This window comes from Pseudoalteromonas sp. S3260 (assembly GCF_005886925.1).
GTDB lineage: Bacteria > Pseudomonadota > Gammaproteobacteria > Enterobacterales > Alteromonadaceae > Pseudoalteromonas > Pseudoalteromonas tetraodonis.
This window is the reverse complement of record NZ_PNCV01000063.1, coordinates 18,700-45,158: the sequence shown is the minus strand read 5'-3', so window position 1 is coordinate 45,158 and position 26,459 is coordinate 18,700. Positions and strand designations below refer to the sequence as shown.

26 protein-coding genes, 3 tRNA genes and 1 riboswitch are annotated in these 26,459 nt (G+C 38.8%); of the genes, 21 read left to right on the top strand and 8 right to left on the bottom strand.

Going from position 1 to position 26,459, the window contains the following annotated elements; genetic code table 11:
* Positions 1 to 12: 12 nt before the first annotated feature.
* Both efp and epmA read left to right on the top strand, forming a co-directional pair.
* The gene (gene efp, locus CWC14_RS11455; protein ID WP_010390517.1) at positions 13 to 579 is read left to right on the top strand and encodes an elongation factor P; all 567 of its coding nucleotides are present in this window, start codon (positions 13 to 15) and stop codon (positions 577 to 579) included.
* A 60-nt stretch (positions 580 to 639) separates the two neighbouring features.
* Positions 640 to 1,614 (top strand): elongation factor P--(R)-beta-lysine ligase, encoded by a 975-nt coding sequence (epmA, locus tag CWC14_RS11450; protein ID WP_138563018.1) that lies wholly within the window; start codon positions 640 to 642, stop codon positions 1,612 to 1,614.
* A 101-nt stretch (positions 1,615 to 1,715) separates the two neighbouring features.
* On the opposite strand, the gene CWC14_RS11445 is transcribed toward epmA, so the two are convergent.
* The gene (locus CWC14_RS11445; RefSeq protein WP_138563016.1) at positions 1,716 to 3,815 is read right to left on the bottom strand and encodes a TonB-dependent receptor; all 2,100 of its coding nucleotides are present in this window, start codon (positions 3,813 to 3,815) and stop codon (positions 1,716 to 1,718) included.
* Between the two features lie 102 nt (positions 3,816 to 3,917).
* Between CWC14_RS11445 and CWC14_RS11440 the strand changes: the two genes are divergently transcribed.
* The 8 genes from CWC14_RS11440 (at position 3,918) to CWC14_RS11405 (ending at position 11,545) form a co-directional block, all read left to right on the top strand.
* The gene (locus CWC14_RS11440) at positions 3,918 to 4,316 is read left to right on the top strand and encodes an acyl-CoA thioesterase (protein WP_008465083.1); all 399 of its coding nucleotides are present in this window, start codon (positions 3,918 to 3,920) and stop codon (positions 4,314 to 4,316) included.
* Between the two features lie 126 nt (positions 4,317 to 4,442).
* Positions 4,443 to 4,841, top strand: a complete 399-nt coding sequence (locus CWC14_RS11435; protein WP_283957450.1) for an META domain-containing protein — start codon at positions 4,443 to 4,445, stop codon at positions 4,839 to 4,841.
* A 100-nt stretch (positions 4,842 to 4,941) separates the two neighbouring features.
* A riboswitch (TPP riboswitch) is annotated at positions 4,942 to 5,048 on the top strand.
* A gap of 139 nt (positions 5,049 to 5,187) precedes the next feature.
* The gene (gene thiC / locus CWC14_RS11430) at positions 5,188 to 7,140 is read left to right on the top strand and encodes a phosphomethylpyrimidine synthase ThiC (RefSeq protein WP_138563014.1); all 1,953 of its coding nucleotides are present in this window, start codon (positions 5,188 to 5,190) and stop codon (positions 7,138 to 7,140) included.
* Between the two features lie 103 nt (positions 7,141 to 7,243).
* Entirely contained in the window at positions 7,244 to 8,245 is a 1,002-nt protein-coding gene (locus CWC14_RS11425) for an FAD-dependent oxidoreductase (RefSeq protein WP_028834527.1), read from the top strand.
* A gap of 7 nt (positions 8,246 to 8,252) precedes the next feature.
* Complete coding sequence (thiS, locus tag CWC14_RS11420) at positions 8,253 to 8,447, top strand: sulfur carrier protein ThiS (RefSeq protein WP_033104272.1); 195 nt, start codon at positions 8,253 to 8,255, stop codon at positions 8,445 to 8,447.
* A 4-nt stretch (positions 8,448 to 8,451) separates the two neighbouring features.
* Complete coding sequence (locus CWC14_RS11415; protein WP_013463960.1) at positions 8,452 to 9,243, top strand: thiazole synthase; 792 nt, start codon at positions 8,452 to 8,454, stop codon at positions 9,241 to 9,243.
* A 12-nt stretch (positions 9,244 to 9,255) separates the two neighbouring features.
* Positions 9,256 to 10,782, top strand: coding sequence for a thiamine phosphate synthase (gene thiE / locus CWC14_RS11410; protein ID WP_138563012.1), 1,527 nt, complete (start codon positions 9,256 to 9,258; stop codon positions 10,780 to 10,782).
* Positions 10,766 to 11,545 (top strand): HesA/MoeB/ThiF family protein, encoded by a 780-nt coding sequence (locus tag CWC14_RS11405; protein WP_138563010.1) that lies wholly within the window; start codon positions 10,766 to 10,768, stop codon positions 11,543 to 11,545. Before thiE ends, CWC14_RS11405 begins: the two co-directional genes overlap by 17 nt.
* A 108-nt stretch (positions 11,546 to 11,653) precedes the next feature.
* Here CWC14_RS11405 and asd read toward each other — a convergent pair whose 3' ends face one another.
* Entirely contained in the window at positions 11,654 to 12,520 is an 867-nt protein-coding gene (asd, locus tag CWC14_RS11400) for an archaetidylserine decarboxylase (protein WP_171036845.1), read from the bottom strand.
* A gap of 14 nt (positions 12,521 to 12,534) precedes the next feature.
* A complete protein-coding gene (rsgA, locus tag CWC14_RS11395; protein WP_076922723.1) occupies positions 12,535 to 13,593 on the bottom strand; it encodes a small ribosomal subunit biogenesis GTPase RsgA in 1,059 nt (352 codons plus the stop codon).
* Positions 13,594 to 13,715: 122 nt separating this feature from the next.
* Between rsgA and orn the strand changes: the two genes are divergently transcribed.
* The 4 genes from orn to CWC14_RS11375 all read left to right on the top strand — a co-directional run bounded on the left by orn (position 13,716) and on the right by CWC14_RS11375 (position 14,907).
* The gene (orn, locus tag CWC14_RS11390) at positions 13,716 to 14,261 is read left to right on the top strand and encodes an oligoribonuclease (protein WP_008115490.1); all 546 of its coding nucleotides are present in this window, start codon (positions 13,716 to 13,718) and stop codon (positions 14,259 to 14,261) included.
* A gap of 154 nt (positions 14,262 to 14,415) precedes the next feature.
* Positions 14,416 to 14,491 (top strand) — tRNA-Gly (locus CWC14_RS11385).
* Positions 14,492 to 14,656: 165 nt separating this feature from the next.
* A tRNA-Gly gene (locus CWC14_RS11380) sits at positions 14,657 to 14,732 on the top strand.
* Between the two features lie 99 nt (positions 14,733 to 14,831).
* A tRNA-Gly gene (locus tag CWC14_RS11375) sits at positions 14,832 to 14,907 on the top strand.
* Between the two features lie 149 nt (positions 14,908 to 15,056).
* Here CWC14_RS11375 and CWC14_RS11370 read toward each other — a convergent pair.
* The 3 genes from CWC14_RS11370 to CWC14_RS11360 all read right to left on the bottom strand — a co-directional run bounded on the left by CWC14_RS11370 (position 15,057) and on the right by CWC14_RS11360 (position 16,447).
* On the bottom strand, positions 15,057 to 15,485 hold the full coding sequence (locus CWC14_RS11370; protein ID WP_076922707.1) for a secondary thiamine-phosphate synthase enzyme YjbQ: 429 nt from the start codon (positions 15,483 to 15,485) through the stop codon (positions 15,057 to 15,059).
* Entirely contained in the window at positions 15,482 to 15,949 is a 468-nt protein-coding gene (locus CWC14_RS11365) for a chemotaxis protein CheX (RefSeq protein WP_076922706.1), read from the bottom strand. The genes CWC14_RS11370 and CWC14_RS11365 overlap by 4 nt, the downstream gene beginning before the upstream one ends.
* Before the next feature lie 63 nt (positions 15,950 to 16,012).
* Positions 16,013 to 16,447, bottom strand: coding sequence for a transcriptional repressor (locus CWC14_RS11360; protein ID WP_076922705.1), 435 nt, complete (start codon positions 16,445 to 16,447; stop codon positions 16,013 to 16,015).
* A 92-nt stretch (positions 16,448 to 16,539) separates the two neighbouring features.
* Between CWC14_RS11360 and CWC14_RS11355 the strand changes: the two genes are divergently transcribed.
* Positions 16,540 to 17,160, top strand: coding sequence for a MarC family protein (locus tag CWC14_RS11355; protein ID WP_008115498.1), 621 nt, complete (start codon positions 16,540 to 16,542; stop codon positions 17,158 to 17,160).
* Positions 17,161 to 17,585: 425 nt separating this feature from the next.
* On the opposite strand, the gene CWC14_RS11345 is transcribed toward CWC14_RS11355, so the two are convergent.
* Both CWC14_RS11345 and CWC14_RS11340 read right to left on the bottom strand, forming a co-directional pair.
* Positions 17,586 to 17,885, bottom strand: a complete 300-nt coding sequence (locus tag CWC14_RS11345; protein ID WP_138563008.1) for a pyocin activator PrtN family protein — start codon at positions 17,883 to 17,885, stop codon at positions 17,586 to 17,588.
* On the bottom strand, positions 17,882 to 18,241 hold the full coding sequence (locus CWC14_RS11340; RefSeq protein ID WP_138563006.1) for a hypothetical protein: 360 nt from the start codon (positions 18,239 to 18,241) through the stop codon (positions 17,882 to 17,884). The genes CWC14_RS11345 and CWC14_RS11340 overlap by 4 nt, the downstream gene beginning before the upstream one ends.
* Positions 18,242 to 18,836: 595 nt before the next feature.
* Here CWC14_RS11340 and CWC14_RS11335 point away from each other — a divergent pair.
* The 6 genes from CWC14_RS11335 to CWC14_RS11310 all read left to right on the top strand — a co-directional run bounded on the left by CWC14_RS11335 (position 18,837) and on the right by CWC14_RS11310 (position 26,458).
* On the top strand, positions 18,837 to 19,292 hold the full coding sequence (locus CWC14_RS11335; protein WP_138563004.1) for a hypothetical protein: 456 nt from the start codon (positions 18,837 to 18,839) through the stop codon (positions 19,290 to 19,292).
* Positions 19,285 to 19,821, top strand: a complete 537-nt coding sequence (locus CWC14_RS11330; RefSeq protein ID WP_138563002.1) for a hypothetical protein — start codon at positions 19,285 to 19,287, stop codon at positions 19,819 to 19,821. Before CWC14_RS11335 ends, CWC14_RS11330 begins: the two co-directional genes overlap by 8 nt.
* A complete protein-coding gene (locus tag CWC14_RS11325) occupies positions 19,821 to 20,132 on the top strand; it encodes a hypothetical protein (protein ID WP_138563000.1) in 312 nt (103 codons plus the stop codon). The genes CWC14_RS11330 and CWC14_RS11325 overlap by 1 nt, the downstream gene beginning before the upstream one ends.
* Positions 20,125 to 21,957 (top strand): type IV secretion system DNA-binding domain-containing protein, encoded by a 1,833-nt coding sequence (locus CWC14_RS11320; RefSeq protein WP_138562998.1) that lies wholly within the window; start codon positions 20,125 to 20,127, stop codon positions 21,955 to 21,957. Before CWC14_RS11325 ends, CWC14_RS11320 begins: the two co-directional genes overlap by 8 nt.
* Positions 21,950 to 24,427, top strand: coding sequence for a MobF family relaxase (mobF, locus tag CWC14_RS11315; protein ID WP_171036844.1), 2,478 nt, complete (start codon positions 21,950 to 21,952; stop codon positions 24,425 to 24,427). The genes CWC14_RS11320 and mobF overlap by 8 nt, the downstream gene beginning before the upstream one ends.
* 234 nt (positions 24,428 to 24,661) lie before the next feature.
* Complete coding sequence (locus CWC14_RS11310; RefSeq protein ID WP_138562994.1) at positions 24,662 to 26,458, top strand: DNA methyltransferase; 1,797 nt, start codon at positions 24,662 to 24,664, stop codon at positions 26,456 to 26,458.
* Position 26,459 lies beyond the last annotated feature (1 nt).

The following is a 26,459-nucleotide window of genomic DNA, read 5'->3' as shown; positions in this document are numbered from 1 at the left end:
ATAGAGGAAACGATGGCGAATTATAGCACCAACGAGTTCAAGGGCGGCCTAAAAATTATGATGGACGGCGAACCTTGCAGTATCTTAGAAAATGAAATGGTAAAACCGGGTAAAGGCCAAGCGTTTAACCGTGTTCGTATCCGTAAGCTTATCTCTGGCAAGGTACTTGAAAAAACCTTTAAATCGGGTGAATCGGTTGAAGGTGCTGATGTAATGGATACCGATTTAGCGTACCTATACACAGACGGTGAATTTTGGCATTTCATGAACAACGAAACATTTGAACAAATCGCTGCTGATGAAAAAGCACTGGGCGATGCTGGCAAATGGTTAGTTGAAAACGATGTATGTACTATTACATTATGGAACGGCAGCCCAATTGCTGTAACTCCACCAAACTTTGTTGAGCTTGAGATCACTGAAACCGACCCTGGCCTTAAAGGTGATACAGCAGGCACGGGTGGTAAACCAGCAACGCTTAGCACAGGTGCTGTAGTACGTGTTCCATTATTCGTACAAATTGGCGAAGTAATTAAAGTAGACACTCGCAATGGTGAATACGTAAGCCGTGTTAAGTAAGCTGTAACACGCCTTATTAATTAAATCCCGGCTTAAGCTGGGATTTTTTTTGGAGAAAATATGTCAGCTGATCTTTGGGCGCCGAGTGCCAGTATAGAAATACTTAAGCAACGCGCAACAATTATGCGCAGCATTCGAGAATTCTTTTATGTTCGTAATGTAATGGAAGTCGAAACACCGAGTTTAAGTGCTGCCAGTGTAACCGATGTGCATTTAGCCAGCTTTAATACTACCTTTATAGGCCCAGGTCACGCTGGTGGGCTACCCCTGTTTTTGCAAACATCTCCAGAGTTTGCGATGAAACGCTTGTTAGCGGCCGGCTCAGGCGCTATTTTCCAGCTTTGTAAGGCATTTAGAAATGAAGAAGCGGGTAGTCATCATAATCCTGAATTTACTATGCTTGAATGGTATCGTCCTGGGTTTGACGAATTTGCTTTAATGGACGAAATCGATGAGCTAATGCAGCTTATTCTTGAGGTTGCGCCTGCAGAGCGGATTACCTACCAACACGCATTTGAACGCACGCTAGGGCTTGATCCATTAACTGCCTCTATCACGCAGCTACAACAACTCGCATGCGAACATGGCTTTGCTGATATTGCTAAAAACGAGACTCATAAAGATACCTTACTGCAATTATTATTTTGTATGAAAGTAGAGCCGACTATTGGTCAAGACATCCCCTGTTTTGTGTATCACTTTCCCGCATCGCAAGCGGCACTGGCACAAATCTGTGAGCACGATCAGCGAGTTGCAGGGCGCTTTGAGCTTTATTATAAAAATATGGAGTTAGCCAACGGCTTTAATGAACTCACCAATGCCAAAGAGCAAGCAAAAAGGTTTAACCAAGATAACGCCTACCGCGCTGCTAGTGGCTTAAAACAAGTACCTATGGATACGCGTTTAATTGCGGCATTGGAACATGGTTTAGAGCAATGTGCGGGGGTTGCATTAGGGATTGATAGACTCGTGATGCTAGCAACCAATAAACAAAAAATAAAAGAAGTGATTGCGTTTGATGTGGCAAGAGCTTAAAGCAGCTAATAGCTTTTAGCGGTCAGCTATCAGATAAAAAAACACCGCGTTTGCATTAAACGCGGTGTTTTTTATTCTCGAACTGACAACTGGTCGCAGTATTACAAATTAAGCGTAAACGTAACACCGGCTACGCGAGGCTCGCCTAATTGTGTGTAAGTTTGGGTTGCGTAACCATCTAACGGGTTGTTGCCAAATTCAAAACCGCGAGTTGGAACGGTTTCATCAAACACATTACGTGCCCATGCGCGTACAGCCCACATATCGGCTTCGTAACCAAGGCTTACATTCACTAAGTTTGTGTTTGGAGCTTGTGCATTATGGCTGTCTGAGAAGTAATAATCATCTTTACCTTCAACACCTAACATAGCATATAACTCATCAGTAACATTGTAGCGTGCACTAAATGCATATTGATATTTAGGCGCTTGTGCTTGCTCACGACCGTCTTGATTTAAACCAGATTTAGTAACAAAGTCATTAATTTTAGTGTCTAAGTATCCGGCACTTCCGGTAATAAATAAGTTTGGTGTTAGTTGATAGCTGCCTTCAATTTCAAGACCATAGTTACTGCCAGAGCTGGCATTGGCGACATAACCGGTAAATTGTTGGTCTGATACTTGCCACGACTTTAATTGAATATTGTCACGGTGCATATAAAATGCAGCTAAACGCAGGGTAAACTTATCATCCAATGAGCTGCCTTTAACACCAAACTCACCACTCCATAAGTACTCTGGATCAAAGCTAGTATGCTGTTTGAAAAAATCAGCATCTAAACTTAACCCTTCATCTTTTGCTTTTGCTAGCGCTTCTGAATTAATCCCACCGGCTTTGTAACCGCGCGTGATACTGGTATAAATCATGGTGCGGTCAATAACTTGGTATTCAAGTGCAACCTTGCCACCGAGTATAATATCGTCAGTTTCTTCAATAAAACCGTTACTATCTGTGTAATCACCTTGATATTGCTCAACACGTAAACCGGTAATAAGCGTAGTTTTTGGGCCTATTGCTGTGGCTAATTGGCCATAAGCTGCCATGTTATTGGTTTCATAGGTTGAGGCAAATGGATTGGCTAACCATGTATATTGACGCTCAAGGTCAACATCGCGGTTTTGATAGTAAATACCCGCCACCCAATTACCTGTTTTGCCATTAAACTGCAGATCGAGCGCTTGATCATCACGATCGCGGCTATAAATATCTGTTGAGCTATAACCTTCTGGGTGCAGACCGGCAGCACATAATTGCGGCTTACTTGTATCGTTACATACCCAGTCTTCATCAAAACTATAAAAAAGCTCAGTATCAATGGCTGAAAGGTTTAAGCTGACATCAAAGGCGTCAAAACCGGTGTAAGTATTATTAAGGCCAACAGCATAGCTTTGTTGGTTATCTTCGCCCGGTTGATCAGCAAGACTGTTGCGAGAATTATCAAGGGTAAATGCATCATAACCGTTATTGATATCGATATAGTGCAGGTTTAGCTCTGAATTTAAATGAGCTGTGAGTTGGCTATTTAATTTAAAGCGGGCAACTTGTTCATCTTGGTTTTGTGTTTCATCATTTAAATAGAGGTTGTTTACGTAACCGTCAGATTTTCTGCGAAAGTAGCTAACGCGTGCACTGGTATCATCGGTTAAACCTGTGCTAGCAGCAACGCCTGCTTCATGGCTGTTATAAGTGCCAGCACCTAAATGTAATTTTAAACTAGGATCGCTGGTTGCATTAGCTGATTGCATTTGAATCATACCCGCCATGCCATCGGCGCCAAAACGTGTACCTTGTGGACCACGGTAAATTTCTACTTGGTCAATATCAAATAATAATGGGCTGCCACCAAGGCCAGAATAATTTATACCGTCAATCACTAAACCGACAGATGGGTTAATTGGGTCGACGAATTGTGAACGAAGTCCCACCCCTCGAATTTGAATATAACGTCCGCGCGAGGCGCCTGAAGCAAAATTCACATTTGCAGCGCTTGCTAGCATTTCATCTAAATAAGTAGCCCCTCTGAGATTTACTTCATCCTCAGAAAATAAACTTGCGCTGGCACTTAGCGTTTGAATGCTTTCTTTTTGAAAGTCACCAGTAACAATGATTTTCTCTAGGTCGGTGTCATCTGCATTGGCGTAGATTGGGGCACCGAATAGTGGTAATAACGTGGCTGTAATTAAAGACAAACGTAAATTCATTAGGTTACTTAACTCCATTTTAGGGACTTGTATGGTAGCAATTATTTCAACACTTGTGCTATAAACGCGGCAATTATACGTTAAATAATTTGGATTACTAATATGACCTTTAAAGTAGACTTTAAAGTGCGTGACTACGAGTGTGACCTACAAGGTATTGTAAATAATAGTGTTTATTTTAATTATCTGGAGCACGCTCGTCATGAGTTTTTATACGCACAGGGTGTTGATTTTGCACAACTTGCCAAAGATAAAATTAACTTAGTGGTACTTCGCAGTGAAATGGATTACAAGCAGTCTTTAAAGCCAGCGGATGAATTTTATGTAGCAGTAGAGCCTGTACGCATTAGTCGCCTTAAATTTGCGTTTAAACAAACGGTAGTTCGCAAATTAGACGAAAAAGTGATGCTCAATGCCTTAGTAATAGGCACGTCGGTTAACGAGAAAGGTCGTCCATTTTTACCACCACAGATAGATAACTTATTCCAAGCAATTGCATAATTCCAAATAGCACTGCTTTTAAACTAGCTTAGAACAAAAATTTACATTTAAAACATGCATTTTTAACGGATAAACCTGACAAATATTGATACTATTACATTAATTAGACAATAAGTTAGTAGTAACATGAAATTAGCAGCAATACCGATGCTTGTAATCGGTTTATGTGTTGGTTGCGCATCAACAGGGACAGTTACCACTGAGCAGCTAAAATATACACAATGGCAATTATCAAAGGTTGATGGTTTGGCCATTCCCGCATCTTTTAAAGCATCAATGAGCTTTATAGAAGCGCTACAAATAAATGGCTTTGCCGGATGCAATAAGTTTTTTGGTGAAGGTTCGCTTGAAGATAGCAGCTTGAGCGTAAGCAAATTAGGTATGACACGTAAATCATGTGGCCCTGAACTGGATGAGTTTGAACAACAGTTTTTACAAGCTCTGCAGCAAGGTGCAGTGCTTAACATGCAAGACCAAAAATTGGTGATGCAAGGCGAACAAAAATTTGTGTTTATCCCTAAGTAAATTTTACACATTTTGAAAAACAGCCCCTTGCAGGGAATTTTCAACTGGCGTACACTCATAGCAGATTTGATTAAAACATTATCAAATCAACGAACAATTTAACTACTTGTCGGAGTGCCTAAGTTTTATTTAGGCTGAGATCGCGAAAGCGGGATCCGTGAACCTGATCAGGTTAATACCTGCGTAGGGAACAAGCTGCCTAAACGGGACGCTTGTGCGTCTTTTTTTATGCGCACAAAAAAGCAACATCCGTCTTAGGCCGCAAAGTCGCATAAAGCGACTTTACGATCTTTCTCTATTCCATCGGAATATCTGGCAAGACAACCCTTAAGCAATGAGGTAAGTCATGTCAAACACTACAAAAAAATCGTCGCGCCGCGAAACCCGTGCCGCTGCATCTGACTATATTTATAACCTAACGGGTCAACCATTCCCAAGCTCTCATAAAGTGTATGTTGAAGGCACGCAAGAAAATGTACGTGTGGGTATGCGTGAAATCACATTGAGCGATACTTTTATTGGTGGTGATGAACAAAACCCAGTGTATGAGTCAAATGCACCATTGCGTGTTTACGATACATCAGGCCCGTATACTGATCCTGAATTTAAATTGGATGTGCGCAAGGGACTTAATAAATACCGTGAACAATGGATTGAGAGCCGTAATGATACCGAAGTACTAGAGTCGGTAACCTCACAGTTTGCACAGCAGCGTATGGCTGATGATGGGCTAGATCATATTCGCTTTGAGCATTTACCAAAAATTCGCCGTGCAAAAGCGGGTAAAAATGTCACCCAAATGCATTATGCTCGCCAAGGGATAGTCACCCCAGAAATGGAATATGTAGCGATACGTGAAAACATGGGGCGTGCGCAAATACGTGAAGAGTTACTAGCTGCGCAGCATAAAGGGGAGTCGTTTGGCGCGAGTATTCCTGAGTTTATTACTCCTGAATTTGTGCGTGCTGAAATAGCGCGTGGTCGCGCTATTTTACCTAACAATATTAATCACCCAGAAACCGAGCCTATGATTGTTGGTCGTAACTTTTTAGTTAAGGTTAACGCCAATATAGGTAATTCATCAGTGGGTTCATCTATAGAAGAAGAAGTTGAAAAAATGGTGTGGTCAACCCGTTGGGGTGCCGACACCGTAATGGATTTATCAACTGGGCGCTACATTCACGAAACCCGCGAATGGCTAGTGCGTAATTCGCCAGTCCCTATTGGTACTGTACCCATTTATCAGGCCCTTGAAAAAGTAAATGGCGTAGCTGAAGACTTAACGTGGGAAATATTCCGCGATACTTTAATTGAACAAGCAGAGCAGGGAGTTGACTACTTTACTATTCATGCCGGCGTGCTTTTGCGCTATGTCCCTATGACAGCAAAACGCGTAACCGGTATTGTGTCGCGTGGCGGCTCTATTATGGCCAAATGGTGTTTAGCGCACCATAAAGAGAACTTTTTATACACCCACTTTGAAGATATTTGTGAAATTTTAAAACAATATGATGTGTGTTTTTCACTAGGGGACGGTCTGCGTCCGGGCTCTATTGCCGATGCTAACGATGAAGCGCAATTTAGTGAGCTTCGTACCTTAGGCGAACTGACTAAAATAGCTTGGAAGCATGATGTACAAGTGTTCATAGAAGGCCCTGGGCATGTGCCTATGCATATGATCAAAGCCAATATGGAAGAGCAACTTAAACATTGTGACGAAGCGCCCTTTTATACCTTAGGCCCACTCACCACTGATATTGCACCGGGGTACGACCATATAACCTCAGGGATTGGGGCTGCGCAAATAGCTTGGTATGGCTGTGCCATGCTGTGTTATGTAACACCGAAAGAACATTTAGGTTTGCCAAATAAAGAAGACGTTAAAGAAGGCCTTATCACCTACAAAATTGCCGCTCATGCCGCCGATTTAGCCAAAGGTCACCCCGGTGCACAAGAGCGAGACAACGCGCTATCAAAAGCACGCTTTGAATTTAGATGGCACGACCAATTCAACATTGGTTTAGACCCGGTTCGCGCCCGTGAATACCATGATGAAACACTGCCACAAGAATCAGGTAAAGTAGCCCACTTTTGCTCCATGTGTGGCCCTAAATTTTGTTCGATGAAAATAACCCAAGAAGTACGTGACTACGCCAAAGATCTAGAAGCGCGCGGTATTGATCCTAATAACGTGGGTGATGCCATTGAAATCAAAATGGTTGATGTAGAGGCCGAGATGAAAGCTAAATCTGAAGAGTTTAAACAATCAGGCTCAGAGATTTACCATAAAGCAATATAAAATAGGTTGTGAGTTGCGAGCATCGAGTAGCGAAATGTTTATCTTAGCATCTTGTTGCTCGAAGCCAGAGATCCGCATCTCGCAGCTAAATGTAGGAGTGTTTATGTTTTATGACATTGCTGTGGTGGGTTTTGGTTTAGCGGGGCGGTTGGCGGCGCTTGAATTAAGTAAGCAGCACCGTATTACTGTATTTGAAGCTGATGATGAGCATACCCAAAATAGTGCGGGTAAAGTGGCGGCGGCTATGCTGGCACCGCTAGCTGAATCGGTTATGTGTGAACATGATTTAGCGCTATTGGGAGTAGATTCTATTGCTCGCTGGCCTGCTATTTTAGATGAGTTAAACAGTGAGGTGTTCTTTCAACAGCAGGGCACCTTAGTGGTTGCTCACCCGCAGGATAAAGGTGACTTACAAAGTTTTGCACAGCGAATAAAGCCGTTACTAAATTTTAGTGCCAAAGCGGTTAATACGCAGCAAATAGCGGATTTAGAACCTGAGCTTACAGGGCGTTTTAATCAAGGGCTATTTTTACCCGGTGAGGCGCAAATAGATAACCAAGCCTTTTATAAAGCCAGCTTTAGGTTGCTAAATAAGCGCAAAGTAAAGTTTGTGTTTAATCAACGCGCCAGCATCTTTGATAATAAAGTGAATAATCGAGAGTTTGATTACATTATTGATTGCAGAGGGCTTGGAGCCAAACAAGATCAGCCACTTCGAGGCGTGCGCGGGGAAGTGGCAAGGTTATATGCCCCTGAGGTTAACTTAACGCGGCCTGTGCGGTTAATGCATCCGCGTTACCCTATTTATATTGCACCTAAACCTAATCATGAATATGTCATAGGGGCAACGGAGATCGAATCGCAAGATACAGGTCCTGCAACTGTGCGCTCAACCCTTGAACTATTATCGGCGGCCTACACTGTTCACAGTGGCTTTGCCGAAGCGCGATTATTAAATATTCAAACAGGCTTACGCCCAGCGTTTAGCGATAATCGCCCACAGGTAAAAAAAACGAGCAAGGTTATCAGTATCAATGGCTTGTATCGCCACGGCTATATGTTGGCACCCGCGCTTGTGGCACAAGCATTATCGCAAATAGAGTGAGTATTAAATGAACATTACAATTAATGGTGAGCTTTTAAATGTGACTAGCCATGCGCTGCTAGAAATAGTAAAAAACGTGGGCGCAATGGCGCCTTATGCCGTGGCTGTAAATGGAGAGTTTATTCCTCAGAGTCGCCATAGCCATGTTGTTATAAATGAAGGTGACAGTATTGAGTTATTGTCACCTATCCAAGGTGGATAGTGCTATGCAAAGCAAAGACTGTTTAACAATTTATGGTGAGCCAATCAATAGTCGCTTGTTAATTGGGTCTGCGTTATATCCGTCACCAGATATAATGACGCAATCAATTAAAGCCTCAGGTGCTGAGATAGTCACCGTATCACTTAGGCGACAACAAAACGCGGCGGCAGGGAATGATTTTTGGCAATTAATCAAAAACACCGGTTTAAAAATACTGCCAAATACTGCCGGATGCCACAGCGTCAAAGAGGCTATTAACCTAGCTAAAATGTGCCGAGAAGTATTTGCTACCGATTGGATAAAACTTGAATTAATAGGCGATGACTATAATTTACAGCCCGATCCATTTGCATTACTTGAAGCCACAAAAATATTGATTGATGATGGGTTTAAAGTACTACCTTATTGCACTGATGATTTAGTGCTGTGTCAGCGCTTGAATGGATTAGGCTGTGAGGTGCTAATGCCGTGGGGCGCGCCTATTGGCACCGGTAAAGGATTGTTAAATAGTTATAATTTAAAAACCATTAGAGAACGCCTGCCTAATACAACATTAATTGTTGATGCTGGGTTAGGTTTACCATCGCATGCCTGCCAAGCACTTGAATTAGGGTATGATGCGGTATTATTAAATTCAGCCATTGCAGGGGCGGGTTGCCCAGTGACTATGAGCCGTGCATTTAAAGCTGCGGTAGAGGCAGGGCGTTTTGCATACAATGCCAAAGCAATGCCCGAAAAAGACGTTGCAACCCCCTCAACCCCAACAATGGGTATGCCATTTTGGCATCAGCAGTAAGGAAATAAAAATATGACAAACGTAGTGTGGACAATTGCTGGCTCTGATTCTGGCGGCGGTGCGGGCATTCAAGCCGATATCAAGGCAATGCAAAGTTTTGGTGTGCATGCTTGTACTGCGATCACCGCGCTTACCGCTCAAAATAGCTTAGGTGTAGAAGCTATTAATGCAGTGTCTACCGATATTATTGAGTCCCAGTTGCTTGCACTTGAAAAAGACATGAAAGCCAAAGTGATAAAAATTGGCATGCTTGCTAATGTGCAGCAAATTCAGTTGATCAGTGAGCACATAAGCCACTACAAAACCAAATGGCCAACCCCGCCGGTTATTGTGTATGACCCTGTGGCTATTGCCTCAAGCGGTGACTTACTAACAGAAGAAGACACCGTAAGTGCGATAAAAGAATGTTTACTACCGCTGGTGGATGTAATTACCCCAAATACCCACGAAACACAGTTATTAACGGGTGTGTATTTAATTGGCCCTGCAGCGATTAAAGAAGCGGCGAGTAAGCTGATGGCGTGGGGCGCAAAAGCGGTGGTGATTAAAGGCGGACATTGGGATTACCCAAGCGGGTATTGCATTGATTACTGCACACAAAACGGTGAAGACTATTGGCTAGGTAATGAAAAAATTCAAGTTCCTCATAGCCATGGTACAGGGTGCAGTATGGCGTCAGTAATTGCTGCGTGTCTTGCAAAAGACTATCCGTTAAAAGATGCGTTTATTTTAGCTAAAGCCTATATAAACCAAGGTTTAAAGCAATCAGTTCGCTATGGCGAGGGCATAGGGCCGGTTGCACAAACGCAGTTTCCTACCGATTTAGCGCATTACCCTCAGGTGATTGAACCGGGTAGCTGGTTAGGTGATGAGTTGGATTTTGATGTGCCGCTTGATTTTAATATGGCTGCTGATTTTGCAGCCTGTGAAAGTAAAAAGCTTGGCCTCTATGGTGTGGTTGATAGCATTGAATGGCTAGAAAAGTGCTTACAGCAAGGAATTAAAACAGCTCAGCTTCGTGTTAAAAATAAAACGCAGAATGAGCTAGATGAACTGATTGCCAAAGCGGTCACCTTGGGTGAGCAGTATAATGCGCAGGTATTTATAAATGATTACTGGCAACTTGCCATCAAACATGGCGCCTATGGGGTGCATTTAGGACAAGAAGACTTAGAGAGTGCAAATTTAGTTGCTATAAAAGAAGCTGGCCTGAGACTTGGTCTCTCTACCCATGGCTTTTATGAAATGCTTCGGGCGCATAATTACCGCCCAAGCTACATGGCCTTTGGCGCGATTTATCCTACCACCACCAAAGACATGACAGGGCAAATACAAGGGCTTGAAAAGCTCAATAAATTTGTACCGCTTATGCAGAGTTACCCTACAGTCGCTATTGGCGGTATTGATTTAAATAGGGCGCAAGAGGTTGCTAAAACGGGCGTGGGCAGTGTAGCCGTGGTGCGTGCTATTACCGAGGCTGATGATTATGTAGAGGCAATCAATACCTTAAAATCGGTGATAAATGAGAATGCCTGCTAACATGCAAACGCAGCAGCTCAGCGACAAAGAAACTCTACGTTATAGCCGCCACATATTACTTGATGAAGTGGGGCTTGACGGGCAGTTAATGCTGAAACGTTCAACGGTTGCCGTAGTTGGTGCAGGTGGCTTAGGTAGTCCTGCGCTGCTGTATTTAGCGGCAGCTGGCATTGGGTCGCTTATTTTAATTGATGACGATGTAGTTGAACTGTCTAACTTGCAGCGCCAAGTGCTCTATAAAGTAAATCATTTGGGGCAAAACAAAGTTCGCGCGGCTGGAAAAGTGCTTGCGAGCCTTAACAATCAAATAAATATAATAACCCACACTCAAAAGCTGGATGATACCAACAGTGCGTTGCTCTTAAAAAACGCCGACATAGTGCTTGATTGCTCTGATAACTTTAGTACCCGTTATGCGGTTAATCGCTATTGCATTGCTAATAACACTCGCTTAATTACAGGGGCTGCGCTGGCAACTCAAGGGCAATTAATGGGGTTTGATTTTAGACAAAGTGACAGTCCATGTTACAGCTGTGTTTTCCCTCAAAGTAGCGATGCACCGGTTATAAATTGTAGTAATGCCGGGGTAATTAGCCCTTTACTTGGGATTGTTGGGTCAATGCAGGCACAATTAACCCTCAATATGTTGTTAGGTCATTTTAAGGGGAATGTGTTTATAACGTTTGACGCATTAAGCTTAAAGCAACAGCATTTTAAGATGACTAAGGATTTAGCGTGTAAAGAGTGTGGCGGGTATGAGTAATGAAAAGCTTGGCTTTTAACGTGAGTAAGCTCTCCGTCTACAAGAAAAGAACACCGCGGTTATTGAAAAGAAACGCGGTGTTTTTTAAGCTCGAACTGGCACTACCTATTAATCATCAATTTTTGCAAAGGCAGTGCCTAAACGAGTAACTACCTCTGGGAGTTGATCGTCTAATATTTCTGCTTTGTTCGCACCCCATGCGAGCACAACCGTTGAGCCTAATTTAAAGCGACCCATTTCTTCCCCTTTCTTAAGGGTGATCGCGTTTTCGCCTTTAGTTGGGTAGTTCCAGCTAAACACATCACTGCCAGCTGGTGGAGTCACTGTGCCAGCCCAAATAGTTTCTATGCTGGCAACAATAGTTGCGCCTACTAAAACCATAGCTAGAGGGCCAATTTCAGTTTCAAAAATAGCTACTACACGCTCGTTACGGGCAAATAAATTTGGTACGTTTTGAGCGGTAAGTGGGTTTACTGAAAATAAATCGCCCGGTACATAAATCATTTTGCTTAGCGTGCCATCAATTGGCATATGAATACGGTGGTAATCTTTTGGTGCCAAGTAAATAGTTGCAAATTTACCGCCTAAAAACGCGGTTGTGTCGTCTTGTGATCCACCTAACAATGCTTGTAAGCTGTAATCGTGACCTTTAGCTTGAATAAGTTGACCATCAACAATGTCGCCTAGTTGGCTAATTGCGCCGTCTACTGGATGAATAATAATATCGTCATCTTCAACCATAGGACGCACACCGTCTTTTAACGGACGGGTAAAAAATTCATTAAAGCTTTTGTAATGAGCCGGATCTGAATATTTAGCTTCGCTCATATCTATTTTATATTGTTTAATAAATAATTTAATTAATGCGGTTGTTAACGCACCGGCTTTTGCTGCAGCAAGTTTACCTACCACACGAGAAATAAAGTGTTTTGGCATGGCATACTGCATGGCGATTTTAAATTTATCTAAACTCACAGGTTATTCCCTTATTATACGCGGGGCGCACGAGCGCCTGCACGGCCATCGGCCATGGTTTCTAAAATACGGTGGTAGCTTTCAAAGCGTAATTTTGAAATATCGCCATCGACTACCGCTTGTTTAATTATACAGCCCGGATCGTTTAAATGTTTACAATCTCTAAACCGGCATCCGCCTATAAATTCTCTAAATTCTTTAAAGCACCAAGTGACGCGTTCAACATCTAAATGCCATAGGCCAAATTCACGAATTCCCGGTGAGTCAATTAAATTACCCCCACTCGGTAAATGATGAAGGCGCGATACCGTGGTGGTGTGCTGGCCAAGCCCGCTGTTTTCAGACACTTCTTTAGTCAAAATTTCAGCATCCGGCAGTACAGTGTTAACTAAGGTAGATTTACCCACGCCACTTTGACCAACAAAAATATTGTTTTTGCCCGCAAGTACTTCTTTTAACTCATTAATGCCTTCGCCAGTTATATTACTAACCAGCAGCACCTGATAATTAAGCTTACGGTAAATGTCGAGGATTTGTTGTATTTCGTTTAAACCAGCTTCATCAATTAAATCAATTTTATTAAGTACTAAAATGGGTTCGATACCCATGTCTTCACAGGCAATTAAATAGCGGTCAATAATGCTCGGGGTAAACTCTGGCAGTACCGCTGAAACCATTAAAATTTGATCAATGTTAGCGGCAATCACTTTAACCCCATCATAAAAATCGGGGCGCGTGAGTTGTGAACGGCGCTCTTGGGTTGCTTCAATAACACCCGCTAAATCACCTTCACTTACTTTTGCACGGCGAAACAATACTTCATCGCCGCAAACCAAGTTCGATACGGTACGACGAATATTACAACGTAATACATCACCGTTTTGTGTTTCTACATCGGCATGTTGTCCAAAGCGGCTAATAACAATCGCATTTTCCACTTGACCTAAATTATCTGTTTGCCATTCTTGCGCGCCGACTTTTGCCGGTTTTGTATCGGCATTCGATAAGCGCTTTTGATGATTTGCCTTGATCCTACGGGATTGGCCTTTACTTAATTTTTTCTGTTTTGCCACTTGAGGCCTATAACCTGAGTTAAATGCCGAGTTTGCCAAAAAAAGCTTTAGCTCGACGGTTGATGCTAATATGATATATCGAAATGCGTTGGATCTAAAGAAAAGCACCGTTTAAGGTAATTATGACTATTAATAAATCAAATTTAATTTGGCTCGATCTGGAAATGACCGGACTTGAACCAGAGACTGACAAAATACTTGAAATTGCAACTGTTGTCACTGACGCTGATCTGAATATATTAGCCGAAGGCCCAACCATTGCCATTCATCAAAGTGATGAACTACTTGATGGTATGGATGAGTGGTGTACAACTCAGCATGGCAAATCAGGGCTTACAGCGCGTTGTAAGGCAAGTACTTTCGATGAAGCTTATGCCGTTGAGCAAACCCTCGCGTTTTTAAAGCAATGGGTGCCAGCGGGTGCTTCACCTATGTGTGGTAACTCGATTGGCCAAGACCGTCGTTTTATGAATAAGTATATGCGTGAGCTTGAAGACTTTTTTCATTACCGTAATTTAGATGTAAGTACCATTAAAGAACTTGCTCGTCGTTGGAAACCAGATGTATTGGCTCAAGTGAATAAAAAAGGGTCACATTTAGCGTTAGACGACATTAAAGATTCGATTATGGAATTAAAAGTTTACCGAGAAAAGTTTTTTAATTTATAAAAAATACTTGCAAAGCACCCTAATTATTGTAAAATCCTGCCCCGCTCAAGACGATAACCCCCGCGGGGTTAGTGTGTTTGGGCTTAGGTTAAAGATTCAAGATGAAAGGTTAATGGAGCAAGGTTCAATATTGATAGAACCTAGAACCTAGAGTGCGGCACTAGCTCAGTTGGTAGAGCGCGACCTTGCCAAGGTCGAGGTCACGAGTTCGAGCCTCGTGTGCCGCTCCAATTTCTCACCAAAGAAATTGGGGTAGAAATAAAGATTCAAGGTCAAAGGCGAAAAGGTTTAATTTTGGCAAAACCTAGAACCTAAAATGCGGCACTAGTTCAGTTGCCAGAATGTTGAACGCGACCCGTCGCGCACCAACGGACAAATTACTGACTATTTTTAATGCGGCACTAGCTCAGTTGGTAGAGCGCGACCTTGCCAAGGTCGAGGTCACGAGTTCGAGCCTCGTGTGCCGCTCCAATTTCTCACCAAAAGAAATTGTAGTAGAAATAAAGATTCAAGATGAAAGGCGAAAGGAACAAGGTTTAATTTTGACAGGACCTAGAATCTTCATATAATGCGGTACTAGCTCAGTTGGTAGAGCGCGACCTTGCCAAGGTCGAGGTCACGAGTTCGAGCCTCGTGTACCGCTCCAATCTTATTTACTTTCCAGATATTCATTCTCAAATAGCAAACAATGACCCATACGCGAATCACTATAAATTTAATTTATGTAACTTTTTTAAAGTGTTCAATGTGTGAGAGTGACCTATGTTGTAAAACCTAAAACCTAAAACCTAAAACCTAAAACGTTTCGCCTTGCAAAGTGGCAATAATACGCCTAACCCCGCCATGATCGCGATGTTCGCCTAAGTATATTCCTTGCCAAGTCCCCAGCGCTAATTGACCATTATTAATAGGTATCGTTAACTCGCAACCTAAAGTGCTGGTTTTAATATGAGCAGGCATATCATCATCGCCCTCATAGTCATGACGATAATAAGGCTGGCGCTCAGGTACAAACTGATTGAAGTGGCTTTCCATATCCATACGCACGGTCGGATCGGCATTTTCATTAATGGTTAAGCTGGCAGAGGTGTGTTGAATAAATAAGTGTAATAAACCTATTTTTAGTTGGCTCAGCTGTGGGAGTTTAGTCAGTATGTCGTTATCAATTAAGTGAAAGCCCCGCGAGCGAGGCTTTAATGTAATCGTGGTTTGCGACCAGCTCATAGCTTATCAAAGCTCACTTCAATGTTTGCATTACCTGCATCACTGGTAAATGGCATAATAATTTTTTTGCCGTCACTTTTATGCGTAATAGTATGGTTTTTACCAGACACAACAATGGGGGTTGCCATGGCAAAGTCATAGCCTTTTTCACCTAATAGGTTTTTAGCACCACCGGTGACCATATTGGTTATTTCGCCGACCATGTCAGTGACTTCTTCATTTATGCTGTCAGGTCGCTCACCTAACATACGTTCCATTATAGTCAGCGCTAAACTTTTGTCGAAGGTTATTGAAAATGAACCGCGAGTTTGGGGGCCAACCATACCAATTAATCCCGATACATCACCACAGGCTACTTCATCGGTTTTAATGCGAGGTTTACCTGGTTTTAACTGAGTTTGAGCCATGGTGCTCAGTACATTCATCAAAGAAGATAAAAAGGGATTAATGAACTCTACATTCATATTATATATCCTTAAATTGGTACTGATAAAGGTTATACGCAAAGTATAGCTATAGTCGCTTATCTATGCTCGACAAGCGTCACATTTACCGTGTGCTTCTATTGTTTGCCCAGAAACTACAAAGCCACTTTCGGCTGCCAAGTTATTGAGCTCATGTGAAATTACTGTTGAGTGCAGCTCTTTAACAAAGCCGCAGCTATCACAAATTAATAGCTGAACAGGATGAATATGATCAAAATGATGACACAGCATAAATGCATTGGTGCTTTCAATTTTATGAATAAAACCGAGTTCGGCTAAAAAGTCTAAAGCACGATAAATCGTTGCAGGTTTAGCACCTGTTTCAGTGACTTTCAATTGCTCAAGTAAATCGTACGCCCCCACACCACCTTGGGCACTGGCCAATAAACGAAATACCTTCTCGCGAATTGGTGTGAATCGCGCACCACGGTTGTCGCACACTTGTTTTGCTTTACTTACGAGTGATTCTATATTCATCTTCTCTCATCCTTACGCTGCCGTGATATACTAACATACTGTATTGTAGTTGCAGCGTTTTATTAACCGATTTAGTGAAAAGGTACTCATTAATGCATGAACTATTAGCTATATTTATTTTCTTTTTTGCGGTTATCGATCCAATTGGCACAATCCCGGTTTTTATCGCCGTAACTCGTGGAGATGACGACAAGTTTAAGCGTAAAGTGATTTTTAAAGCCGTGGGTGTGTCTGCTTTAGTGCTGTTATTTTTTGTAGTTGCTGGCGAGCAATTACTGAATGTGATTGAGATCCCGCTCTCGGCATTTCAAATAGCAGGTGGTTTAATTTTATTAATTTTTGCACTTTCCATGACCTTTGGTGAAAGCAAGCCTGAAGCTGAAATTAAAAGTGTTAGAGACAGCACTGAAACCGCTATTTTTCCGCTCGCTATCCCATCAATAGCCAGTCCCGGTGCCATGTTAGGTGCGGTATTAATGACACGCAATGAGGAATATACCTGGGTTGAACAAATGATTACTTCATCAATGATGTTAGCTGTTTTAGTGGTGGTACTGATTTTGTTATTACTTGCTACGCATGTACATAAAATAATAGGTGATAGTGGGGCGAGTATTATTAGTCGAATTATGGGGTTAATTTTAAGCTCAGTCGCGGTAACTAATATTTTAAACGGTATTGCACAATACTTTGGCTTGCAAGTGTTTGCTTAATATTGCTGCGCATAGGGCTTTTGTGTAAAATGCAGCGCCGTTTAAGCTGTGCTTAAATTATAAATTTTTGAGGACTACATTTTGGATAAACGTACTTTAAATCGACGCTTTTCTGTTGCCCCCATGCTCGATTGGAGCGAAAGTTGGTTTTAAGCTAATATATAGCAGGGTTTAGTGTTTTTAGTTTTTTGCTTGGGGATGCTTTGGGGATAATTTGGGCTGCTGGTAGCACTTTTTAAAGACAGTAAGTAAAGATATTTTTGAGTCAGGTCAGTAGCAATGTTTTAAGTAAGGTAGAGCTTGTTTTCTGGGGATAAATGGGGTTGTTTTTAAGCAGAAATGATGCTGCTTTTAGACAAAAAAAAAGAGACTGTTTTAAGAGTCTCTTTGCTAATTTAAAATTTGAGTTTTAGATAATGATTTCACTAGTTGTTGTAAAACTGCTGAAACTTTTGCCATTCTATATGAGCCTTAACTGTTGTTTTCTCGATGTGCTGAGCTAGATCATCAATATTGATCACAAAAGGAAGCTTTTGGCTCTTTCCAATTCTAAAAACTGGCAATGGTAGGGCATGTTCGTTTGCTCTTTTTTTCGCAGTATCATAATTCAATCCAAAATATTCTTCGCACACGTCTTCTAACTTAATTAATTTATCGTAGTTAAATTTTTTCAATAAAACTGATAGTGTTGAATGTTCATTTTCAGATACTCTTTTACTTATCATTGCGATACCTCATTATTGTACAAAGAACTATTTTCAAAAGAGCTAACGCTGCTTTTTTCTACGCCTTGATTGCTAGATGCTGAAGTAGCTGTTGGGGTGCTTTCTAACCAGCCATTTTCATCTAACCAGTACAGCATTTCAGTTTGATCAGCATTACTGAAGTCTGGTTGTTTAGTTATATTAAAAAGCACTGCTACAAGCTTCATATTATAGTAATCAAGACCAGCTGATATTCGTAATAAACTAACGCCGTAGCTCTGATTACAAGCAGACGCTGCTGCATGGGCAAGTGTATAAGCGGCTTTGCAGTGACCCATTTCAATTATTTTTTGTTTTACTTCATCTAATGATTTCATATTTCGACCCCTATATTTTTTGAATGAAATTTAAAAACTTACTGTTAATTAAACTAAGTTGAAATCTTATGATTCATCTTGATTTGATGGGAGAATTATAGAGAGAGGAATTTAAAAAGTAAACGTATGCTATTGTTTTTAAAGGGGAAATTATATAATAATACAACCATTTTGATATTATTATAAAGAAAAACTTTATTATCATATAATTTACATATGATGTTTTTTTAATAATTCATTAGAGAATCAATAAGATATTTTTTAATTGGAGCATTTTTGAAATTTTTTTATTAAAAAGTAAAAATAATTAAACTTAGAGGACTTTTTAAACCAAAAACAAGACAAATTTGCGTAGTATTATATAATTTCACCAAGCTTATTCGTTACTTCAAGGTGTTGTTTTATATATTATTATATAATATCTCTAAGCTTATTTTTATTTTTACACGGCTATAGACTTCTTTTTTTTTAGCGATATAACTAAAAGTAGAAGCAAACTTTTATGGCACTTTAGTAAAAAATTATTGATAACGATAAAATAGTATTAAGGGTTAAAAAACGAGCTTCTTTTTATATAAATTAAAAAGGAGAATAAATGAGTAAAACTATTAATGAGGTAGCAAATCTACTAAAAGAAAATTTTGAAAATAGAACAAGTAATGATGGTGAAAATTTTGTCACATGTTCTGAGGGTATTCTGAAAGAGTTCATTCGTGAAGTTCATGATGAACAGTTACCAGATAATTTTATTCATCAAACAATTCAAAATTGTATCGAGTCAGTTGCAGACGGCCGAACAGATATAAACGGCATACTTGAAGATGTTACTGCTGATATATATACAGAAGATTTAGTTAAATGGTCATCTTCAAACTTAAATCGTATTTCAATTATTAATGATGTTTTATGTGAAAATCAAATAGAAGATTTTAACGAGTTATTACAGATAGCTCAGTCACGTGAAATTGAAGAGATATGCTATGCAACATTGTCATTTTTAACAGGTGAAGCTGAAAATACTCCTGCTAATGAGGAGTATGATTATGAATAATGAAAATTTATGTATCATTACAAATTTAATGTTACTTCGTCTTAGAGATAAGTTAGTTAAACAAACTTCATATGTTCTAGTGCCTGATGTAATGCCATATGGCAGTCAGAATAATAAAATAGTTACTTTGCAAAGCTTTATTCATTACTTGAACAATCAACGATTCAAAGAGCATTTATCACTTTGTATGAATGATATTGAGTTAAATGAATACAGTTTTAGCAATGAAGAACTTCAGACTATTAGAAGTAATATCTTAGAAGTATTAGAGCTATATTTTGCTACGAGTAAGTTTGAGTTCAATAACTTAAAAAAATCTTCTCTAAAGATCAACTACACCCCACGCCACTATGTGGCTTCTCATATACTGCACTTAAAGTATAAAAAAGCTGTATTTTCCAATGATTCTTTTGCAAAAATCTGGGAGTTTATTTGGGACGCCCAAAATAGCAATTTAAACGAAAAAGTTCAGCAATTAATAGGGGTTTTAAGCCTGTCCTATGGTGAGAGTTTTAGGGAGGTAGATTAATGCAAACTAAAACTCATAAAGTAACTATTAAATTTACATCTTCTGATTATGAACATTTAAAAAAAGAGGCTACTGAGTTAAAAATGCCAATGGCTGAACTTGTTAGAAATTCATGGTTTGAAAAGCAGAATGCTTTAGCTGTATTTGAAGAGTTCGATAGGCGTATTAATCTAATAGAGAGCTGTATAAACAATCAAAAGAATGAACTAAAGCAGCACTTTAACTCTAACGACACTAAACTTCTGGCGATATACAAAGTGCTAAAAAGCTTATCTTCTTCTGAAAACAATCAGGAGAACAGCCATGACTAATAAATTAAAAGCTAATTATTTTGATAGTTCTAAAAGTGCTCCTTCTGTCACTACTTATTCAATACCACTTATACTGCTGAGTTCTATTTTTACGTTAATACTCACATTTACTTCAGTGTTTTATCTAATTGTTGTGAAATATACAGAAGCATTAGATGTTGGTGAGATATTACAATTAACTTTTTACAGTTTAATGCACTTACTTGGATTTTTTCAAGATGAATTAAATTGGCTAGATTGGTTTTACCTGCTTGATAATGATAAACAAAGAGAATTTATAATTGCGACTAGTATAGTCAGCTTTTTATCACTATTAGCCAGTTTTATAGCTGGCAAATGGGCTTATAAAAAAAGTTACCAATCATCAGAAAGAAAAATCTCAGGTGCTAGCCGATATGAAAGTAAAGAAGCAATTAACAAATTATCGAAAGCATTAAAAGAAGATTATAAGTTTGCAGGTTCTGGTTTACCGATTCATCCCCAATTAAATTTATCTAAAAACAGAGAATCTCAAAATATTCTAGTATTGGGGCAGATTGGTGCAGGTAAAACACAAATTATTGCTCCAATAGTTAAAGATATTATTGATAGAAAAGCTAAGTCAGTCGTTTTTGATTACAAAGGTGATTTTACCGAATGGTTTGCATCATACGAGCAAGTTATGATTATTGCACCGTGGCTCAAAAGCTCAATAGTTTGGTCTATTGGTAAAGATATTAAAGATAAACATTCAGCTTTATTATTTGCTACCTCTGTTATCCCTAAAAACCAAAAAGACCCCATGTGGAGTAATGCTGGGCAGATAATATTAACGGGGTGTTGCTTATTTTTAATTAAAAAGCATGGTGAAAATTGGGGCTGGAAAAAATTATCTGTTTTATTAAATTCACCAACAGATATTTTAAAAGCAAAGTTACAACAAGTATTACCTGAAGCCGCTAATTTAGTAGATCCAAACAGCAAAACTTCTCAATCAATTTTATTAACTATGTATAGCTATGTTAGACCTATACATGATTTAGCTTTAGCGTGGGGTGACGCAAAAGGTGGCATATCATTAAAAAGTTGGGTTAAAGATAAAGGAAATAAAACCACTTTAATAATTAATCAGAACCAGCAGTATGAGCAATTATCAAAATCACTTGCTGAATTAGTTTTAAATTTAATTTCGCATGAATTATTAAGTTTGAGCGATAGTAATAAGCGTGAATTTTATTTTTGTTTAGATGAAACCGCTCATTTGAATTTTGATATTGCTAAAACGGTATCAGTAGCTCGATCTAAAGGTGCAAGGTTTATAGTCGGTATTCAAGATCTTGGTTTATTAAGTAAGCAATATACTCAAGAGGAAATCAACGCATTTTCTTCAATGATTGGCACATTAATAGTGTTAAGAGTGGGTGCTGTTGGTGATTCAATTACTAAGTTATCGAAAGCTTTAGGTGAACAGCAATTTGAGCGATTAAACCCATCTTTTGATAAAGAAGGTAAATCAACATTTTCTTGGCAAAGACTGTCATTACCAGTAGTCGCAGAAACAGAGTTACTGAATCTCCCTCAAGCTAATAAGAAGAACGGAGTTACAGGTTTTATATCAATTGCGGGTACTAATATCGTCGGGAAATTAACGTGGCCTTTAACCATATTACCCAAGGTTAAATTTGATAACCAACCAGCAAAATGGGTAATTAGTGGTAGCACTGACCCTAAAGCAGAGAAAGCTTCATTATCTAAGAGTAATAAAGCTAGGAATAAAAAAGTAAATTTATCTGAACTAGATGATGCTTTTGCCGATGATAAGCAAGGCGGTGATACCAATGATTAGTATCACTCGTTTGGGTAAAGCTCAAGAAGCTAAAATTAAGTATTACACTGAGCTTGCTTCTATTAAATATTATAACTCTGAGTTTGAGCCACAAGGTATATGGCATGGGCAAGTTGCTAACCAGTTTAGTTTAAAAGATAAGCCTGTTGAGCATGACTTACTAATGCAATTTGCTTCTGGATTTAATAAACAAAATAAAGCATTGGTCGGTAATGCAGGTGAAGAACATCAAATAGGTTTTGATCTAACTTTTTCTGCTCCAAAGTCTGTTTCTGTATTGTTTGGTTTGGCAGACAAAGAAGTAAGGGAACAAGTTCAGCAATGTCATTTAAATGCAGTAAAAATGGCTTTGTCATATATAGAAGATAACTTGATTGAAGTTAGGGCTGGCACTAATGAGTATGGCGAGAGATTAAAAATAAAGACTAATAATGCCCTGTTTGCTATTTTTGAGCATGGCAGTAGCCGCAGCTTAGACCCTCAACTGCATTCACACTGTATTTTACTTAATTTCTCTAAGCTAAAACCGCAAGAATGGCGATGCTTAGAAACTAAGAATCTATTTAAATATCAAAAAGCCATTGGTGCTATGTATCGTAATGAATTAGCACATCAATTAAAGTCAGAGTTAAATTTAGACATTGAACCCGATGAAGAGTTTTTTAAATTACCATTAGTGCCTGACGATGTTTGCCAAAAATTTAGTAAGCGTACAGAGCAAATTAATGAAGAGCTTGCACGTTTAGGATTTTCTAGTTCAACGAAATTAAAAGAGTTAGTCGCTTTATTTACACGTTCTAAAAAAGTACATAAATCACGTAGTACCTTGTATACACTGTGGCGTGAACAAGAAAAAGACTTGGCGTTTGATATTGAGTCTATCAATAAAGCAAACAGCAACTCTAAACCAAAATCAATAGACTATTATTTTGAAGAAATTTTAGATGATTTGGTTTATCACCATTCTGTATTTGAATATAAAGATGTTATTGAAGTCGTTAATAAACATGCCCAGTGGCTGGGAAAGGGGGCTAAAGCAGCTAATGATTATGCTGAAAGGTTAATCGAGACTGATGTTTTAAAAGAGCTTTATCATCCAAAAATTGGTCGTTGTTTTACTACAAGCAAACAATTTGAATTAGAAAAAAAGTTTTATAAAGAGGCGGTTGAGTATTCAAAGCTAAAAGCACAACCAAAAAGCTCTTCAGAAAAAAATCAATTTTTAGATAACGATGGTAATAATTTAATTGAATCAGAAATTAGCTCATTAGGTTTAAATGCTGAGCAAGCTTTAGCATTAAAAGGTATATGCAATTCTGGTGATCTTTCTCTACTCAATGGTAAACCTGGGACAGGTAAATCATTTTTAATGAAAGCATTAAATAATATCTACCAAAAAAATGAGTTTAAAGTTGTAGGTTGCTCAACAGCAGGTAAAGCAGCGCAAGAGCTAGAAGAAAGCTCAGATATTAAATCTCAAACAATAGACTCTTTATTATATGAACTTGAGTTTGAAAGAACTGAATTTAATGAAAAAACTTTAGTGGTGCTAGACGAAGCTGGAATGGTGGGGGTTAGAAAGCTCGCTTTATTGTTCAAGTATATAAAAGCCGCTAATGCAAAAGTTTTGTTGGTAGGTGATTATAGTCAATTACCGCCTATTGAAGCGGGAAATGCTTTTTATCGCTTATTAAATGAAGTCAAACCGTTTGAATTAAATAAAATTCAACGTCAAAAATCTGAAATTGACCGAGCTAACATTAACAAAATTGATAATGGCCATATCAAAGAGGTGTTTGAAGATTTAGATAAAAGGGGACTTTTTAACTTTAATCAAGATCATATAGAAGCTAAGTTTTCTATGGTCAATGATTGGTTTGAAACGTTTAAAAATAAAACAACGGAATCACTGATGCTAGCATCTAAAAAAGCTGATGTTCAGCACTTAAATGTCTTAGCTAGAGAAAAATTAAAACAAAATAATATCATCAAAGGCATTCCTGTTTTATTTACTAATCATAACGATGAAAAGCTAAAGCTGGGTATTGGTGAACGTATTATGTTTCGCTCTAACTCAAAAAAGCTTCAGGTAAAAAATGGTACTACAGCAACAATAACGGCACTGAAAAAAACAAGAGCAGGTAAAGCAACTGTAAGTGTTCGGTTGGACTCTGGTAAAGAGTTTGAATTTAACGAATCTGATTATGATGCTGTTGAATATGGTTATGCTTCAACAGTGCATAAATCACAGGGGATGACAGTCAATCATGCGTATGTTTACTTAAATCAGCAATTTTTAAATAAAGAATTACATTATGTGCAAATGAGTAGAAGCCGTTTAGCTACTAAAGTGTATTGTGCTCACTCTTTATTAGAAAAAACACAATACATAGAAGAGCTATCTTTGCAGGCCAATCAAAACACTCAAAGTCGAGAAATCTATGATGCCAATGAGGTTGCGATGGAGTGACTTTTATATCAATTACAAAGGTATACTTTAATACTGGTAAGTGCCTTTTTTGTTAAAGGGGAGGATTAGTGTAAAACAGCTAAATTACATCTTGCTCAGTATTATTAGAGATGAAAAAACATGATCGTTAGGGAGAGGTTACTTTATTTAACGTGATGATTTTTAATTGATTGTCTAGTATAATCTGCATAATTTCAAACTTGTCTTTTTGGCATAAAAAGTAAAGAAAACAAAATGTTACCTATTATAAGCGCTCTAACTAATGTCCTTAAATCAGATGAAAGACTTGTTATAGACGGAAAGCTCGCTAAAAACAAAATCGTTGAACTGGCTTTAAACCTTGATTCCCCGTTATTGAAACTGCTCTTGTCTGATGAACAGTTAAAAGGTCATTTCTTCCAAGATGTTGATGGAATGTTGATTTTCGATAAAGTGGCGTTCCAACGCTTTGTAAACAACAAATCATTCCTACCTGATAGTTTCACACAGTTCAAAAATAAGATTGGTCTTTCTGTAGACACTCACTACTTAAAAGAATCTAATGATGTGGTTCTTTCTTGGCCGTACAAAGATTGCGTGATTGAAGGTGGTCAAACGAAAGATGATCAAAAGCGAGATGAAGTATTTTGGAATGAGACTCTTGCTCCAGAGCAGGTTGATAACCTTCTTGCTCCTAAAGCTCTGACCAATTTTAAAAGATATGACGATAATGGTGAGCATTCCGAATTTACTATCGGTGATGCAGATAACCTAATTGTAAAAGGTAATAACCTACTTGCATTAAGAAGTATTCTTCCAAGATATCGTGGCAAAGTTAAGTTAATTTACATAGATCCTCCATATAATACACATAATGACAGTTTTTGTTATAACGATTCATTTAGTCATTCTACGTGGCTAACCTTTATGAAGAATCGTCTATTAATCGCTAAAGAACTTCTAGCTGAAGATGGTTCCATCTATGTTCAATTGGATTATAACGAAATTCATTATGCAAAAGTTCTTCTTGATGAGATTTTTGGTCGTGATTTATTCCAAGCACAAATAATATGGAAGAGAACTTACTCTAGGGGCGATGCTCAAACATATGGCGCAAGTCACGATACGATTCTGTTTTATTCAAAATCAGAATCATTTACTTTCAATAAAACTTTTACAGAATATGATAATGATTATAAAAAGAGATTCAGCCACAAAGATGAACGTGGATTGTTCCAAGATCGAAACCTTTCTGCTAAGGGTTTAAAAGGTGGAGGTTATAATTATATTTGGAAAGGTAAAGATGGTTATTGGCGTTGTCCTGAAACGACAATGAAAAAACTCGATGATGATAATCGTATATACTACACAAAGAATGGTACACCAAGAATGAAGCAATACTTGCATGAAATGCAAGGTAGAGCAATACAAGATATTTGGGATGATATTAATGTAATTAATTCCCAATCAACAGAACGTGTAGGTTATAGCACACAAAAACCTGAAAAATTATTAAAACGTATCATTGAGAGTTCATCAGATGCTGGTGATATTGTTGTTGATTTCTTTATGGGAAGTGGAACAACTCAAGCAGTCGCACACAAAATGAATCGTCAATATGTTGGTATTGAACAAATGATCTATATTCAGGACACTACCATACCTCGACTAAAAAGCATTATTGCAGGTGATAAAAACGGAATCTCTAAAGAAGTTAATTGGCTAGGTGGTGGTTCTTTTGTTTACTGCGAATTGGCTGAACTAGCTTCAAAATACTCAGATAGAGTAGAGAAAGCTCAAAGTTCAGAAGAATTAATCAAAATTTGGGATGAACTAAAAGATAGTTCAAACCTCTCTTATAAAGTCAATCCAAAACAATTTGATAATAATATTTTATTATTCAATGAGCTTTCTTTTGAAAACCAACAACATTTTCTTATTGAAGCAATTGATAAGAACCAACTTTACGTCAATTATTCAGATATTGATGATGAAAGTAATGATATTTCTGAACAAGATAAGAAATTCAACCAAATGTTTTACGGAGCATAAC